17 protein-coding genes and 1 pseudogene are annotated in these 16,936 nt (G+C 46.5%); 2 read left to right on the top strand and 16 right to left on the bottom strand.

The features are described from left to right. Positions 1-65 precede the first annotated feature (65 nt). Positions 66-392, top strand: a complete 327-nt coding sequence (locus EYS05_RS10270) for a hypothetical protein (RefSeq protein WP_118623596.1) — start codon at positions 66-68, stop codon at positions 390-392. 111 nt (positions 393-503) lie between these two features. Here the strand turns inward: EYS05_RS10270 and EYS05_RS10265 are convergent, their stop codons facing one another. The 16 genes and pseudogenes from EYS05_RS10265 to EYS05_RS10190 all read right to left on the bottom strand — a co-directional run bounded on the left by EYS05_RS10265 (position 504) and on the right by EYS05_RS10190 (position 15,829). After that, positions 504-1,727, bottom strand: coding sequence for a cob(I)yrinic acid a,c-diamide adenosyltransferase (locus EYS05_RS10265; protein ID WP_118623594.1), 1,224 nt, complete (start codon positions 1,725-1,727; stop codon positions 504-506). 487 nt (positions 1,728-2,214) lie between these two features. Continuing rightward, entirely contained in the window at positions 2,215-3,366 is a 1,152-nt protein-coding gene (locus EYS05_RS10260; RefSeq protein WP_118623592.1) for a 1-propanol dehydrogenase PduQ, read from the bottom strand. 136 nt (positions 3,367-3,502) lie between these two features. After that, positions 3,503-4,268, bottom strand: a pseudogene (locus EYS05_RS10255) (DeoR/GlpR family DNA-binding transcription regulator). A gap of 72 nt (positions 4,269-4,340) precedes the next feature. Further along, positions 4,341-4,889 (bottom strand): BMC domain-containing protein, encoded by a 549-nt coding sequence (locus EYS05_RS10250; RefSeq protein WP_015525948.1) that lies wholly within the window; start codon positions 4,887-4,889, stop codon positions 4,341-4,343. A 16-nt stretch (positions 4,890-4,905) separates the two neighbouring features. Further along, positions 4,906-6,234 carry a 4Fe-4S dicluster domain-containing protein gene (locus EYS05_RS10245; protein ID WP_138277116.1) on the bottom strand — a complete coding sequence of 443 codons (1,329 nt, stop codon included), beginning with the start codon at positions 6,232-6,234 and terminating at the stop codon, positions 4,906-4,908. A 4-nt stretch (positions 6,235-6,238) separates the two neighbouring features. Next, positions 6,239-6,505 carry a EutN/CcmL family microcompartment protein gene (locus tag EYS05_RS10240; protein WP_015525950.1) on the bottom strand — a complete coding sequence of 89 codons (267 nt, stop codon included), beginning with the start codon at positions 6,503-6,505 and terminating at the stop codon, positions 6,239-6,241. Positions 6,506-6,574: 69 nt separating this feature from the next. Next, a complete protein-coding gene (locus EYS05_RS10235; protein ID WP_370816971.1) occupies positions 6,575-7,186 on the bottom strand; it encodes a phosphate propanoyltransferase in 612 nt (203 codons plus the stop codon). 141 nt (positions 7,187-7,327) lie between these two features. Beyond that, positions 7,328-7,606 carry a BMC domain-containing protein gene (locus EYS05_RS10230; RefSeq protein ID WP_005427721.1) on the bottom strand — a complete coding sequence of 93 codons (279 nt, stop codon included), beginning with the start codon at positions 7,604-7,606 and terminating at the stop codon, positions 7,328-7,330. Positions 7,607-7,678: 72 nt separating this feature from the next. Next, positions 7,679-8,020 carry a BMC domain-containing protein gene (locus tag EYS05_RS10225; protein ID WP_021651544.1) on the bottom strand — a complete coding sequence of 114 codons (342 nt, stop codon included), beginning with the start codon at positions 8,018-8,020 and terminating at the stop codon, positions 7,679-7,681. 43 nt (positions 8,021-8,063) lie between these two features. Continuing rightward, the gene (gene pduA, locus EYS05_RS10220) at positions 8,064-8,339 is read right to left on the bottom strand and encodes a propanediol utilization microcompartment protein PduA (RefSeq protein ID WP_015525952.1); all 276 of its coding nucleotides are present in this window, start codon (positions 8,337-8,339) and stop codon (positions 8,064-8,066) included. Positions 8,340-8,423: 84 nt separating this feature from the next. After that, positions 8,424-8,738 (bottom strand): BMC domain-containing protein, encoded by a 315-nt coding sequence (locus tag EYS05_RS10215; protein WP_015525953.1) that lies wholly within the window; start codon positions 8,736-8,738, stop codon positions 8,424-8,426. 24 nt (positions 8,739-8,762) lie between these two features. Continuing rightward, positions 8,763-9,992, bottom strand: a complete 1,230-nt coding sequence (locus EYS05_RS10210; RefSeq protein ID WP_118513162.1) for a zinc-binding dehydrogenase — start codon at positions 9,990-9,992, stop codon at positions 8,763-8,765. Positions 9,993-10,010: 18 nt separating this feature from the next. After that, positions 10,011-11,399: an aldehyde dehydrogenase family protein gene (locus EYS05_RS10205; RefSeq protein ID WP_021651547.1), complete on the bottom strand. Its 1,389-nt coding sequence runs from the start codon at positions 11,397-11,399 to the stop codon at positions 10,011-10,013. A gap of 33 nt (positions 11,400-11,432) precedes the next feature. Then, complete coding sequence (locus tag EYS05_RS10200) at positions 11,433-12,314, bottom strand: class II aldolase/adducin family protein (RefSeq protein WP_118368607.1); 882 nt, start codon at positions 12,312-12,314, stop codon at positions 11,433-11,435. A gap of 186 nt (positions 12,315-12,500) precedes the next feature. Further along, positions 12,501-13,292 (bottom strand): glycyl-radical enzyme activating protein, encoded by a 792-nt coding sequence (locus EYS05_RS10195; protein WP_118513164.1) that lies wholly within the window; start codon positions 13,290-13,292, stop codon positions 12,501-12,503. Positions 13,293-13,303: 11 nt separating this feature from the next. Then, entirely contained in the window at positions 13,304-15,829 is a 2,526-nt protein-coding gene (locus tag EYS05_RS10190; RefSeq protein ID WP_118513165.1) for a glycyl radical protein, read from the bottom strand. Between the two features lie 354 nt (positions 15,830-16,183). Between EYS05_RS10190 and EYS05_RS10185 the strand changes: the two genes are divergently transcribed. Next, positions 16,184-16,900, top strand: coding sequence for a phosphatase (locus EYS05_RS10185; protein ID WP_118623586.1), 717 nt, complete (start codon positions 16,184-16,186; stop codon positions 16,898-16,900). Positions 16,901-16,936 lie beyond the last annotated feature (36 nt).

Below are 16,936 nucleotides of genomic sequence, written 5' to 3'. Positions count from 1 at the left end.
ATGCCCACGCCAGAGTCCGGGTCGTGACCTAAGGAACCACTTCCACCATCCGTGATACCGACGGTGTGATCGAAGATGAGTTTTCAGACATTAATTTCCCGATCAACATCAAAAATGCAAAATCCAGCAAGCCTTCTGTACTCGCCATTTCCGAAAACTATCTTGTCCCAAAGAAAAAAGGGGCAGCCACAGTTACCGCAAACTTAAACGGTGTCAATCGTAAGATCACTATTACCGTAACCACACCGGCCGCCAAACCTACCGTCAAAAATCTGACACTGAACCTAAAGCCCGGAAAAACCATGACAAAAACCCATTTCATCCAGAACATGGTCCAGGCACCAGAAAAAAGGGATATCTCCGTTAAATGCCTGAAGCTTAACTGGAAATAATCCGTTTAAAAGGGACGTGCAGCAGTATTGATTCAAAAATCATTACTGTGACACGTCCCTTTTTATTTATGCTCTCTGAGCTGTCTATACGTTTTGTTTTTATCCTGTATCCTACAGTACCTCATTCAGCACCTGCAGTCCATACTCCGCGAGGCTGTTATCCTCTTCGCCGGTGCCGCCGCTGATACCGAGACCGCCGATGATGGTGTCTCCAACCTTCAGGGGCACGCCGCCTCCGAATATCACAATGTTGTCACTCATTTTTCCAAGACCATAAAATGTCTGGCCCGGCTGTGTCAGTCTGGAAAGCTCCATGGTGGACATCTTCACTGCCACAGATGTATAGGCCTTTTTTACGGCCATATCAAAACTTACAAGAAAAGATCCATCCATCACATGAACCGCAACCGGATTTCCATCCGGACTGCATACCGCAATTACAGAAGGCTTGTTTCTTCTCAAAGCTTCCTGCTCGATCCTCTCAATGAGTCGCTTGGCAGAATCCAGTGTGATACGCCCCTGGATACCCATACGCTTCAGCACTTCCTGGATCATCGCCGTGTTTGCTGCCATACTGTCATTCTGTGCCATTGCCGTATTTCCTCCCGCTGTTGTTGTCACAGTCCCATTCTGCGCATTAAAAGCCTGTACAGCACTTTTCTGCACCATCTGTGGCTCCTGTGCTCCTACATCCACCGCCGATGTACCCGCTACAACATCTGCACTATTCCCAACAGTTCCTGCAGCTTCTGTCACAACATTCGCTTCAGTCCCGGTAGTTTCTGATTTCGCAGCTCCCTGAACACCTTCAGAAGCTTCATTCTTCTCTTTGATCTTCGCTGCATCCACATACCTTGCCAGTACATAAAAATAATCTGACAGTCGGTTCATATATTTCTTGGCTCCGGTATCCGATCCAAACTTCACACTGACCAGCGCAAGCTCTCTCTCAGCTCTTCTGGCCACAGCTCTTGTCACATCAACCTCAGCCGCAACCCGGGAATCCCCCGGAAGAATCGGAAGCCTCTCTCCGGAAAAAATCTCTTTCATCCGGCCAATCTCCTCCTCCAGAAGCTCCGTCCGGTCTTCACTGACCTTAAACTCCCGATTATAAGGATCAGAAACCCCATCTATAATCTTCTTCAAAGTCTCCGAGATCTTCTCCAGCATCCGGACAACATCCACATCATCAACCAGAACCCGCACAAGCCCAATATGACTCATCAGCTCCTCAACTGACCCCATCAGACAAATCCGATCATCCGACTTTGAAACATTCTTCGTATGGGAAAGATCCGTCATCCCCTTATCACCATACCCGGTATAAACCTCCATCCCAGCTCAACCTCCCAGCAACTCCTGATAAATAATCCCACCCATATCAGACCAATTTTACAATCCTCAAAATGCTACGCATACCACACATACGTAAACACACACCACAATCATCCCGGCAAACCAGGCGCAGTGTCCACAAACGCGTCCACGTATTCCACGCAAACGTAACACACACCACAACCATCCCAGCAAACCAGGCGCAGTGTCCACAAACGCGTCCACGTATTCCACGCAAACGTAACACACCACAACCATCCCGGCAAACCAAGCGCGGCGTTCACAAACGCGCCAGTCTCCGTCAAAACGTCACACATTCAAGGCGCCCACGGCGCCCCATCGGCACAACGTTCAACCCGGAACAACCGCAGCATACAGGCACAAGTCAATACCCTTCCGCCCGTCATAGTCAAGCACTCTAAAAAAAGCCCGAGGGGTGTGCAGAGGGGCCGCGGCTTTGCGGCCCCTTTGCGGTTTTCATCTTTTATCAAAAAGACCAAAGTTTAGTATAAATCTTAATAATATCCTCTTTCTTAGGTACACGCGGATTTGCCGCTGTGCAGGCATCCGCAAGTGCCATATCCGCCATCTTATCAACCGCCGCAAAATAAGCATCCGGTGTGATTGTCTTCATCTCTTCGATGGTAAGTGGGATATTCATCTCTTTCTGCATAAACTGGATCCAGTTTACAAGAGATCTTACGCTCATAACTTCGTTATAATTACTCAGTCCAAGAAGATGTGCAATATTGGAATATCTCTTTACTGCCGGAAGATATTCCTTCTGGCTTCTGCTGCGTTTGTTGATATTTGCATTATATTCAACAATATGCGGCAACAGCATCGCATTAGCTCTTCCGTGAGGAATATGGAAAATAGCTCCCAGCTGATGAGCCATACTGTGTGTGATACCAAGTCCTGCGGCATTAAAGGAAAGTCCTGCCAGACAGGATGCTACATGCATTTTCTGTCTTGCATGCATATCACTACCATCAACATATGCACGGTAAAGATATACACCACAGATCTCAATGGATTTCTCTGCAAGTGCAGAAGTAAATTCATTGTGATTGATGCTGACATAAGACTCAATTGCATGAGTCAGAACATCCATACCTGTATCTGCTGTGATCGCGGGTGGAACACTGCGTACAAGTTCAGCATCCAGGATCGCCTCATCGGCCGTCAGGCTGTCTGAGATCAACGGATATTTCACATGTGCTTCTGTATCATTTACAACTGCAAAAGAGGTAACCTCGGAACCAGTACCACTTGTTGTAGGAATGGCAACCAGTCCAACCTTTCCGTAATTGTTGATCTTCAGGGCAAACTCACGGATTGCCTTGGAGGAGTCGATGGCAGAACCACCACCTACTGCAACGATTGCTTCCGGCTGATACTGAAGGAATTTTTTGACTCCTTCGGCAATTTTTCCAACCGGTGCATCCGGAACAACATCACAGAAAATATCAAATTCTTTTCCACCTGCCTGAAGCGGTTTTGTGATCATGTCGATCATTCCGCTTTTTACAACAAACGGATCTGTGATAACAAGGACTCTTTTGTATGGAATATCTCTCAGTCTTCCCAGGGCATCAGCTCCAAAATGGATGGCTGTTTTCATTTCAAATGTATTCATAGAAACTGCTCCCTCTCGTCAAACCGAAACACAGTTCTCTTTTGTCTGCCTGTGTTCGGATAAAGTAAAGCGGATCTCCGCATTCCGCATACACTGCATGCTCATGAACATAATCGTTTCACAATATATGTTCCGTCTATTTCGGGTAGATGCATTCGATCTTATGCTCGCTGAAATGCTTCAGCCACTTTTCAGACGGTTTTTTTTTCTGTGATGATCGTCTCGATATCCCGCAGCTGTCCTGCCACGGAAAAAGCAGTCTGATCAAATTTCGTGCTGTCTACCACCAGAATACGCATTTTTCCGGAATTGATCATGGCTTTTTTTGTTGTTCCAAAGGCTTCTTTGGATTCCATGATCCCCATATCCTCGTTTAGTGCCTTACAGGAAAAAATAACCTTGTCCACATAATAAGAGCGGATCACTTCCTCGGTTCTGGCACCAAGAAATGCAAGATATCCCTCCTTCATCACTCCGCCGGTGGAAATAATATTCCAGCCGGATACATCCGAGAGCTCCAGAAGGATCTCCATAGAATTGGTAACAACGGTAAGACGTTCCTTTTCTTTCAGCGCCTTGGCCACAAAAACTGCCGTTGTGCTGGCATCCAGAAAAATGTGATCTCCATCATTCACCATGGAAGCAGCAATCTCCGCCATTTTCTGCTTTCCCTGTACATTCTGGTTTTTACGAATATTAAATGGTAAATCAATACCGACATCTTCATTGATCACCGCACCGCCATAACTCTTTGTGGCAAGTCCCTCTTTTTCCAGCTTGTCCAGATCACGACGGATAGTTTCTTCTGAGACATTGTAAAGCTGGCTTAGTTCACTTACAACAACCCTTTTCTCTTCCTGTAATTTCTCGAGAATCAGATTTCTTCTCTCTAACGCTAGCATAAGATGCCTCCTTTTCAGATGTCATTGCAGGGATATCCTTCAAAAGGATATCCCTCAGATATAAAGACAATATTAAAGGATCGTATCGATCATTCTCTTGTCCGGATGAGCGATCACTGAGGAATCCATATACATTCCTTTTTCAGCTACCAGCTCTTTTGCTCTTTCAATGGAAGCCTCTACTGCAGAAACCTCACCTGTAAGAAGCATGTAGGATTTACCGCACATACCCTTCGCGATACGAAGCTCGATCAGATCAACGATTGCTGTCTTTGCAGCCTGATCTGCTGCTTCGATGATGGATGCCGCATCATAGGTCTCCAGGATTCCCAGGGCACTGATCTCCTCAACCTGTGTGGTTCCGTAGATTGCCGGGAAAATGGACTCATGCGGATTGCCCAGTACAAAACTGTCAATGCATTTATCCTCGTATGTTGTTACTGCTGTGTCTACAGCAGCTTTCACTGCGCTTAAATCTCCGGTGATAATTGCAATATATTTTCCCGGACATACTGTCTGCGCCTCCACGATCTCTACTTCAGATGTCTTAACCATGGCATCTGCTGCAGTGATACCAGCTGGTGTGGTTTTAAACTCAATCATTCCGATTGCTCTACTCATTTTGTGCACGTCCTTTCTAATTTCTTGCAATTACAACATGGCGGTCTGTTACTTCTGTAACTTTTCCGCTGATCGTTGCATGGATTCCGACACTTAATCCCTGTGCAGGCTGTGCGATCATCTGACCTTCTGTTACCATATCGCCTACATTTACGATTGCCTGTGCCGGTGCACCAATATGCTGGCTTAAGAGAACTTTTACCTTGGATACATTTACAAGCTCTTCCTGAAGCGGTGCATCCTTGTCATATCTGGTAAGTCCCAGACGTGCCATCAGGCGCTCCTCAGGAACCTTGCGGTATTCTCTTGACTCCTGTACCGGTTTCGGCTGAACACCCTGAGGTGGTCTGATCCCGGCCTTACGAAGTCCGCCTTTCATATCTGCAAGCAGTGTTCTCGGAGCCAGGCTCTGCGGACACGCATACATCTCGCAGACACCACAGGAGCTGCAGAATGCAGAATTGATATAAGGATTTACATTTCTGAAATCCTGGTTTGATGCTGCCATCATGAACATTGCCGGATCGATCGGATGTCCCAGATTATGTCTCGGGCAAAGATCTGTACATGTGTGGCAGTGGCAGCAGATGGATGCTGCTCTCTTTAAATCTATGGAAGAAGTCCGCTGCTTCTTCATGACAATAACATGGTCCTTTGGAAGAACCAGGATTGCGTTCGTTGTTTTGGTAACCGGATCAGAACCATTTCCGATACGTCCCATCATCGGGCCGCCTACGAAATATACTGGATCTTTCACAGTTGTTCCGCCTGCCTGGGCAACAACCTCTTCCAGTGTACATCCTAACGGAACTTTCACTGTAACAGGGTTCTCAACCTCTGCAACAACGGAAACATATTTGCTTGTGACCGGTTTGTGTTCTTCTACCGCGCGATATACATTGTAAAGTGTCTCTACATTGAATACGGCTACTCCCTGCTCAATAGGCAGTCCTCCTGGCCGTACCACGCGTCCGGTTGCCTCATAAATAAGAACAACCTCATCACCCATCGGATAAACCTCATCCAGAAGATGGATCTTAACCCTTGGGAATTCTTCGATATGCTGATTTAAGGCATTGATTGTCTGTACATAAGATTTTTTGATTCCGATGATGGCCCGGGAAGCTCCTACCGTCTCCGCAACCATATCGAATGTTTTCATGATCTCATATGCGTGCTTTTCCAACAACTGTCTGTGAAGTTTCAGTAATGGTTCGCACTCTGCACAGTTCATAAGAATGGTATCCGCTTTGTCTGTCAGTTTCATGTATGTAGGGAAACCTGCACCACCTGCTCCGACAACACCATTCTCCTGCATAATTTTCTGTAATTCTTTGATATCCATGGCGTTACTCCAATCCTGCACCGTCATCTACGATTCCGACGATTGCGGCATCTACCGGTGCTGTTTCTACGCCGCAGCCTATTCTTGCTGCGCTTCCTTGTGCCACCAATACATACTCGCCGATTCCCGCACCGATGATATCGATGGCAACAATCTGGCTGTGCTCGGCTTTCATATGATGCACCGGCTCTACAATCATGAATTTATTTCCTATCAGTTTTTCACTTTTTCGTGTGGAAACAATGCTTCCAACTACTTTGCCTACGATCATATGAGCCTCCGTTTTTCTCCATATCCTCTGTTAGGGATGCCAGAAAGTGGCATCCCCAAAGGAGGAATATTATTTGATTATGGTAACTGTATTGCCTGTGGCAATTCTTGCTGCATTTGCTTCATCTGTATCAATATGCATTTCCAGTGTAAAGCTGTCATCTACACGGATCTTAACCTGATTAAAGATTGTTCCGCGCTCATTGTCCGCTTTAACAGAAACAATATCACCATCATGTACACCCGCAGCCTGGGCATCCTTCGGAGCCATATGAATGTGACGCATGGCCACAATACATCCCTCTTTCAGATAAATAGCACCTTTCGGTCCGACAATGGCGATCGGCGCGCTTCCGGCAAGGTCACCGGACATACGTACCGGAACCTTCATTCCCAGCTTGATCGCATCTGTTGCGGAAACCTCAACCTGAGATTTGCTGCGGACAGGTCCGAGGATTCTTACATTCTCGATCGCACGGAGCTTCAGTCCTACGATGGTAACTGTTTCATTGGATGCAAACTGTCCGCCCATCAGATCTTTTTTCTTGGTAAGCTGATAGCCTTCTCCGAACAGTGCCTCCACATGCTCCTGTGTCAGGTGAATATGTCTTGCGGAAACTCCGATAGGAACAACGAAACCATTGCCCTTGTCTTCGTTTTTGTTGATCGCATCGATCACCATTTTTGTGATCATTTCAATATTATTCGTTTCCAAGAGTACACCTGCTTTCTTTCGGTTTCATGACTGAACTTAACTCAAAACACACCGGCCGGAAGCCTTAATGGCCCTCAGGCCGGTGCGTTTTGGAACTGATCAGTTAGATTATTTAAGAACCGGAAGGATTTTCTCTACGTCTGTATGAGGTCTCGGAATTACGTGTGTAGCTACAAGCTCTCCAAGTCTGGATGCTGCTGCACTTCCGCTCTCTACTGCAGATTTAACTGCTCCTACATCTCCACGAACCATAACTGTTACAAGACCGGAACCGATCTTCTCTGTTCCTACCAGAGCAACGTTAGCTGCTTTACACATCTGGTCAGCTGCCTCGATAGCTGCTGTAAGTCCTCTTGTCTCAACCATTCCTAATGCTTCCTGTGTCATGATCATATCCTCCTTGTGGATTATAAATGCTTTATTTGTTCTGTTTACTTCTGACTATTTTGGTGCAGCAGCTTATTTTTTGCTGCTGTTTTTGCTTTCCAGTGCTTCTTCCGGATTTTCCTGCTGTTTCTTTTTCCATCGGCTTGCACTCAGCTCAACCAGTTTGACGATTTCCTCGTGGGGATTGGCAATTACCGCATAGCTGGCAGGCTTCTTGATAGCCTGTTCTACTGCTGCATTGACAGCTGCTGTAACTGCTGATACATCGCCTTGTACGATCAGGGTCACCAGTCGTCCGCCCAGCTTACGCTCCCATGACGCCAGCTCAACGTCTGCCGTTTTGCACATGATGTCCAGGGCATTGATTGCCGCAACTACACCAGTGATTTCTATAAATCCATATGATTTTCCCATGAGCGAACTCCTTAACTAATTTCTATTCCTCTCAAAGCCTGAATCAGAGCTTTGGAAGGATTTTCTCTACGTCTGTATGAGGTCTCGGGATCACGTGTGTAGCTACAAGCTCTCCAAGTCTGGATGCTGCTGCGCTTCCGCTCTCTACTGCTGCTTTTACAGCGCCTACGTCTCCACGAACCATAACAGTTACAAGACCGGAACCGATCTTCTCTGTTCCTACCAGAGCAACCTCTGCTGCTTTTGTCATTGCATCTGCTGCCTCGATCGCAGCTGTGAGGCCTCTTGTCTCAACCATTCCTAATGCTTCCTGTGCCATGATTCTATCCTCCTGAATCCTATTCGTTACTTTTTTATCATATATGATTCCGACACTTTTGTAAAGTTAAGTTGCGGAATCCTCTCAATCTTTATCCAGGGCGCTGATCTTCAGCATTTTCTGTGTACCTGGTTCCGGGTTGGGGATTATGTAATGCTGTACCACACCTGTCATGCTCTCTGCGACCTTCATGCCGGCTTCTACCGCTGCTGTGACATCTGACACGCTTCCGCGGTACTTGATGCAGACAAGAAGCGGTACTGGCAGGCTGTCCGCATTCGCCGGTTTATTCTTATCGAATACCTCCAGGTGGACATTTGCAGCCTTGCACCCGGCGTCAGCTGCCACAAAGGCTGTCGCAAGTCCGAAGACCTCCAGAATTCCTACAGCTTCTGCCATGTTGCTTCTCCTTTCCCGTTAAGGTTATTTGTTAACAACCGCGATCTTAAGACCTGTCATTGACAGGTTCTTCTCAAGTGCCTCGTTGATCTCTTCCAGCGGATACTTGTCAGTGATCAGCTCAGACATTGGAAGTCCGATTGCTTTTGCTCTCTTAAGGAAATCAAATGTTGTTGCATAATCTCTGAGGTTGTATACCCAAGAACCAACAAGGTTGATCTCTTTGGAGCAGAGGTCGAAATGCGGGTTGATGGTTGCATCTCCACCGTTGATGAAGAATCCAAGCTCGCAGAGGCCGCCGCCGTTGCGGATGAATTTGTAGATATTGGAATGAGCATGAGGATTTCCAGTACACTGGAAAGCGAAATCTGCAAGATGTCCGCCCTGAGCCTCTTTCACAGCCTCAGTAAGTGCCTCAACACCCTTGAAGTTCATAAAGTTTACAGTTGTAGTTGCGCCCATTCTCTTGGCGAATTCAAGACGCTGCTCGTTTCCGTCTACTGCACAGATGTTGTGAACACCCATTGTATGAAGAACGGCGATACAGATCAGGCCAATCGGTCCGCAGCCCTGAACAACAACTCTGCTGTTGAATTTCAGGATTCCTGTTGTTTTTGCTCTCTCTACTGCATGTACAAGTACTGCACATGGCTCGATGAGGATACGGGAATCAAGATCCAGATCACTTACATTGAAGAATGTGGAACCAAAGCTTCCGCCTCTGATGAAGATGTAATCAGCGAACCATCCGTTGAATTTAACATCATCGTCCGGAAGAAGTCCGTATACGTCAGCGCCGCCTACGTTTTTCTTGTTGAGGTCGAACATTGTGATTTCCGGATCATCTTTGAAGATCATACATGTAACGATCTTATCTCCGACTTTAACCGGTTTGCCAGCTGTATCAACCTTAACGTTTTTACCCATTTTTACGATCTCGCCGGTTCCCTCATGTCCGAGAACTACCGGAATAAGACCAAACGGATCATTTTTGTACTCATGAGCATCTGTTCCGCAGACACCGCATCCCTCAACTTTTACAAGGATGTCGTCGTCACCAACTTCCGGAAGATCATACTCCTGAAGCTCAAAATGTTTCTTCTCTGTCATCATTGCCACTCTTGCTTTTTTAGGAATTGTATTTCCTGCCGGAGCAGCCGGAGCGCTTGCAGCTGCTGCTGCAGGAGCGTTTCCTGTCATGCCGGAGAGAACCTGTTTAACGATTTCTTCGATATTTACATTGTTCATATCCATGATTTATGTTCCTCCTGATCAACGAATGCAAAGGCTGTCTGTCATTACGCAACGTCTTCTCTTTGTGAATGTGCTTGCGCTTGTAAGTCCCTCACCGGTACGGCTTGCAATGGTAAATGTACAGAAGCCTTCTCCACCGAATCCAAGTGCGGAATAGGACGGGCCGTTCTTTACAAGGATTGCTGTGTCGATTGCTTTCGCATATTTTGTAATGTTATCAATATTCTTGGAATGAATATGTGCGGAATGACGGTTGCCATGCTCAAGCCATACAGCCTGCTCTACAGCGTCATCAAAATCCTTTGCTCTTACGATTCCGAGGATCGGCATCATAAGCTCTGTTGTGATAAGCGGATGCTCCTTCGGTCCCTCGAAGATAATGCAGCGGGTGTTTGCCGGTGCCTGAACTCCGATCATGGAAAGAAGTGTCTTCGCATCACGTCCTACACATTTACGGTTCAGCTTGCCGCCTGCAAGTACAGTTTCAACAAGCTTATCCTGCTCTTCCTTGGATGCAAGGTAGCAGTCATTTTCTGTAAGCATGTAGTGCATTAACTCATCAACTACGGAAGATACTGCAACAACTTCCTTCTCTGCGATACATGGAAGGTTGTTATCGAATGTACATCCGTTTACGATATCCTGAGCTGCCTTACGGATATCAGCAGTAGCATCAACCAGTGCCGGCGGGTTTCCTGCTCCTGCACCGATTCCTCTCTTACCAGAGGAAAGAACTGCTGTCACAACACCAGGACCTCCTGTTGCTGCGATCAGATGGATATCTTTATGTTTCATCATAATATTGCTTGTCTCAAGGGTTGGTTTCTCAACTGTGACAGCGATATTATCCGGGCCGCCTGATTCCAGGGAAGCCTCATTTAAAAGATTGATTGCGTAAATAGAAGTTTTAACTGCTGCCGGATGTGGGTTGAATACTACTGTATTTCCGCCTGCCAGCATACCCATTGTGTTGCAGAGAACTGTTTCACTTGGGTTAGTGCATGGTGTGATCGCACCGATAACACCAAACGGTCCCATCTCGATCAGAGTCAGTCCTCTGTCTCCGGACCATGCAGTTGTTGTAATGTCTTCTGTTCCAGGTGTCTTGTCTGCTACCAGGTGATGCTTCAGGATCTTATCTCCCACATTACCCATACCAGTTTCCTCAACACCCATACGTGCCAGTACTTCCGCATTTTCTTTGATCTTCTTGCGGATGCAGGTGATGATCTTTTCTCTCTGGTCCATAGACATTGTCTTAACTACCAGCTGAGCCTTCTTGGCTGCTTCGATAGCATCATTCATATCCTTGAAAACGCCATGTTTTCCGGCCGGAGCATCTGCAATCTGCATCTTTGCCATAACTTCCTGTACAATTTCCTGTACCATATTCTCACTTATTGGCATGAGATTGTCCTCCTTAATTATTCCGTCAAAAGATTATTTCAGGCCAAGCTGAGCCATAACCTGTTTTGTGATCTGAGCAACAAGCTCTGCATCATTCTTTGCTGCATCTGCTGCAGGAGCTGCATCTTTATCACAATCACAGTCTTTTCCAACGAAATCATACTGATATCCCGGGAACTGTTTGTAGTCCTCACTGTGGCATGCACCACCGCAGTTGTGGCAGTTCTTGCCGTCTTTGTTCAGGCAGAGGCTTGCCGGATGTTTACCAGGCATACCAAATTTACGACGGATGGCATAGAGTTTCTCGATGTTCTCTTTGTCGAATTCCTTCGGTCCGCCAAGGAGCTTGGTCTGATACAGAAGCTGTGCGTAGAACTCTACAGACTCCATCTTCATGTATGCAGCGTTAAGGTCTGTGCTCCATGTAAGTGCTCCGTGGTTCTCAAGAAGTACTGCATCAAAGTATGGAAGGTATTTCTCAAGGTTGTCCGGAATCTCCATTGTGGAAGGTGTACCATACTCAGCGATCGGAACGCATCCAAGGGCGATAACTGCCTCCGGCATGATCGGCTGTGTAAGCGGAATACCTGCGATTGCGAAAGATGTTGCATAGATCGGATGAGCATGTACAACAGATCCTACGTCCGGTCTCTTCTCATATACTCTCATGTGCATCTTGATCTCAGATGATGGTTTGAATCCCGGGTTAGCCTGGATTACATTACCCTTGCCATCTACTTTACAGATGAACTCTGGTGTCATGAATCCTTTGGATACACCAGTTGGTGTGCAAAGATATTCATTCTCAGCTACTTTAACAGAAAAGTTTCCGTCGTTAGCTGCAACCATGTTACGGTTGTAAATTCTCTTACCGATGTCACAAAGCTGTTTTTTGATTTCAAACTCGTTTACCATGCTTAATTTCCTCCTTGAGCATTGGATTGCACTATTTTGTTTCTGAGAACATTTTACCCCATACCACAAAATAAGTCAAGGACAATCCGTTGTTTTGTGTTGGTTTCTTGTTGTTTTTTATGTTGTTTTTATTGTTTTTTATATTTTCTGTTTGCAAAGGATCTTTTTTCTGTAATCCCGTATCTTTCAGCCGCCGATCTGGCAGTCCAGGCCGCATACCGCATGCACTGCATTCTTCAGCATCTGCATATGTTCTGCTGTGGGCGGAAGGATTCCTTCCATTAAATAGGGTCTGCCAAGTCCTTCATATTTATCCTGTCCCAGTCTGTGGTACGGAAGAAGATGGATCTTGTTTACGCCCGGAAGGGATGCTGCAAATCTTGCGATTGCCTGGATTTCTTCCACAGAATCATTAAATGTGGGGATCACCGGAACGCGGATCACCAGTCTGGTTTTTCCGTAGAGCGCAACCCTTCTTGCATTCTCCAGCATCAGTCCGTTGGCCCGTCCTGTAAATTCTTTATGTTTTTCCTGATTCATATGCTTGATATCCATCAGATATACATCCAGATAGGGAAGTACCTGTTCGATCTTTTCCCATGGGGCACAGGCCATACTTTCTACCGCTGTGTTGATTCCTCTCTCCTTTGCCGCGCGGAGAAGATCTCTGGAAAAGTCCGCCTGACACATACATTCCCCTCCGGAAAGGGTGATCCCGCCTCCGGAACGGTAATAATAGGCACGGTCCTTTTCCACCTCTTCGATCATTTCACGAACTGTCACGTCGCGGCCGATCACTTTATCTTCTCCCAGAACCTTCATGTTCTGGATCCGGTATTCCTGTGATTCCGGATTACAGCACCAGCGGCAGCGGAGAACGCAGCCCTTCAGGAACACGATGGTACGGATACCCGGTCCATCGTGTACTGAATATTTCTGAATATCAAAGATCCTGCCCTTTGTATCCAAATAGTCCATACGTTACTCCTTTAGAAGCCCTGCTCCGTTCTTCTGATGATATCATCCTGCAGAGATCTGGAAAGTGTAGTGAACAATGCGCTGTAGCCTGCAACACGTACAACCAGATGTTTGTACTTCTCAGGATGTTTCTGTGCATCCAGAAGTGTTTCTCTGTCAACAACGTTAAACTGCATATGCATGCCCTTCTGATCAAAGTATCCGCGGATCAATGCCACGAATTTCTCCAGTCCTTCTCTTCCTGCAAGTGCTGACGGATGGAATTTCTGATTGAACAGTGTTCCGTTGGATACGATAAAATGATCCAGACGTGATACAGAAGTTGCCGCAGCTGTCGGTCCCTTCACATCCTTGCCGGCTGACGGGGAAACACCATCTGCTACCGGAGTATGTGCGTAACGACCATCCGGTGTTGCACCGGTCTGTCCGCCAAGCGGAACATTTGCAGATACAGGATAAAGTCCCGCCTGATAATGTCCGCCTCTTGGGTTCATATATTTCTGAAGCGGTCTTGTGTAAGTATAAGCCACATCTCTTGCAAAGTAGTCCACATCCGGGATATCATTTCCAAATTTCGGAACCTCATCAATCATCTTGTGGATCTCTTCGAATCTTGCCTTCTTCTCCGGAGATGGCTCTGTTCCGAGAGCTGCTGTCATAACAGCTGTTGCGGTCTGCTCATTTACACTGATGCCATTCTCCTGAAGCTTCTGCATAACGATGGTGGTGATATCTGCTGCAGCCTGTGCATCGATACCCTTGCCGTAGTTCCATGCCAGAGCCTCCTTCAACTCCTCCATGGTCACCTTCTTTTCTTCATATACAAGCTTGCGGATCGCATACAGAGAATCTGCCATGTTTGCAATACCAAATCCCTGAGGACCTGTAAAGTTATAAACAGCTCCGCCTTCCTGAACGGATTTGCCTCGTTTCAAACAGTCATCCACCATACAGGAAAGGAATGGAAGCGGACATCTCTCCGCATGTGCTACATCAATGGCATTATCAGCATTTACAAGCAGGGAAATGAAATATTCCATCTGTTTCTTATATGCATCATAGAACTCATCGAAGCTCTTCATCTCTGTGACATCGCCGGTCTGGACACTGATCTGTACCCCTTTGTCCATACCATTGGAGAAAACCATCTCCAGCGGACGGCACATGTTAAAGAATGCAGCGTCATGCCAGCCCTCTGTCTTACCTGCCTTCTGCGGTTCTACACAACCGATGATGTTATATTCTCTGGCATCTGCAAGAGAAAGGCCACGGTTCTGCAGTGCAGGAATGATAACCTCATCATTGTAATAAGCCGGGAGTCCGATTCCTGTTCTTGTAAGCTCTGCAGCCTTGATCAGGAATTCATGCGGAGATCCGTTCCATACTCTTACAGAAAGAGACGGTGCCGGAAGATGCACATGCATAGACGCCTGGATGCACATAAAGGAGAGATCATTGGTCACATCCTCGCCATCCTTGTTCTGACCACCTGCGATCAGGTTCTGGAAAAGGCTGTAGCCTGCAAAGCCCTCTGCAGATGCAGCATCACGACATTTATTCAGGTCGTTTAATTTTACCCATATACAGTCCATCAGTTCCTGGGCAAATTCTCTGGTAAGATTGCCTGCTTCTATATCGCTCTTGTAATACGGATACATATACTGGTCAAAACGTCCCGGTGAAATGGAATGTCCGCTGCTTTCCATCTGGATCAGCTGCTGTACAAACCAGAAGGACTGGCACGCCTCATAGAAGTTACGGGCGCCCTTTGCCGGTACGTGTGTACAATTGGATGCGATCTGAAGGAGTTCCTGTTTTCTGGTCGGATCCTGACACTGATATGCCATCTGTTCTGCGAGCTCGGCATAGCGATGTGCATAGTCAATAACTGCCTGACAGCTCATGATAACTGCTTCCAGGAAACGGGATTTCTTTGCGTAATCACCATCTCCTACATTACACTCATCCAGTTCCTTCTGAGCTTTGGCAATGATCCCTTCATAACCGATTGCCAGAACTTCTTCATATTTAACGGTTACGTGTCCTACACCATTGTAGAAATAGTTTCCGGGTGTAAAAATATTGTGGTCAATGGCAAGAATCGCTTCCGGTGCCATGTAGGAGGTTGCAAGCTCACTGGTAGTCTTGCCTTTCCAGTATTTATGTACCTCACGGAGCTCCGCCTTGGTTTCCTCCGCAATATAAAATGGATCGGCTGTTCTGGTAGCCACTGTATCCAGCTCATCCTCCAGCCACTGGAAAGAATACTCCGGAAACGTCTGACATCCTCTCGGCGCCAAAGTGCTGCTTCCGACGATCAGCTCCTCATCACGGATGATGATTGGAATGTTGTGCAGGATGTGGGCAAATGCCTTGGCCCTGCGGGTGATGATCGGCTCGTCTTCTGTTGCTTTGTAAGACTCTGTGATCAGTTTTGCTCTGGCAGATTCGATCACCGGCATCTTTGCATAAAGATTATCTACAAGATGTGTGATCCTGTCTGTTTTCGGAACATCTGCTATATGAAATTTCTCCATGATTCTCCTTTCTCATAACCGGTTGTTTCTGGTGATCTGTCTGCCTCTGCGCTTCCAGAACCGCTCCTGTCCGGCTATGTGCTCATGTAGTTTTATTATACCTTACCCCTACTTCGATGTCAACGAAATCCAACATGTGTTTCTAGCTGTTTTTGTGGTTTTTATCGGTTGCACCCTGTTGATTTTATTTGTTTTTTGTATTTTTATGTTTTTCTCTATTGACTTTGCTTTTCTGCTCTGCCATACTTGGATTTATATAGAAATTCCTTTGTTTTTCAAAAAAAATTTATACAAAGCGGACATTCACATTCCGCTCTGTCATATGTTCTCAAACAGTAAAAGAGGTGTATTTTTATGTATCTTTCTGATATGCATACCCACTCCATCGCCAGTGGTCACGGCACGGAATGTACCATCACCAACATGGCACGTGCAGCTGCTGAGAAAGGTCTCCGGCTTCTCGGGATCACTGATCACGGTCCCGGCACTCTTGCAGCCGGAACTTCCTCCTATTTCCGCAGCCTTACCTATTCTCCCAAAAAACATTTCGGTGTGGAATTACTCTACGGAATTGAACTGAATATCCTTGACCGCAGCGGAACGGTAGATTTAGATCAGGAATTATTATGTAAACTTGATTACGCCATTGCCAGCATGCATGCCTGGAATTACCGCTGCGGTACCAGAGCCGAAAACACAGAAGCTTTTATCAATGTAATGAAAAACCCCTGTGTGAAGATCCTCGGACATAGTGATAACACTCATTACCCGGTTAATTATGATGCGCTTGCAAGGGCTGCCAGGGAAACCGGCACGATCTTTGAGATCAACGAAGCTTCTCTTGCACCTTATGGCTATCGTGGCGACACAAGAGAAAACTGTTTCGAGATCCTTCGATGCTGCCGCAAATATGATCTGCCGCTGCTTCTTTCCAGTGACAGCCATGGCCCGGAGCATATCGGAGATTTTACCTATGCTGCTGAGTTTGTTCATCAGGCCATGTTTCCGGAACAGCTGATCCTCAACAACCAGCTTCCCAGACTCAAGGTTTTTCTCCAAACCAGAGAATGATCTTCTGTATTTTTCCGACAGATAACAGCTATTGTC

The organism is Blautia sp. SC05B48, from assembly GCF_005848555.1.
Classification (GTDB): Bacteria; Bacillota; Clostridia; order Lachnospirales; family Lachnospiraceae; genus Blautia_A.
This window is presented reverse-complemented; position numbering and strand designations above follow the sequence as displayed.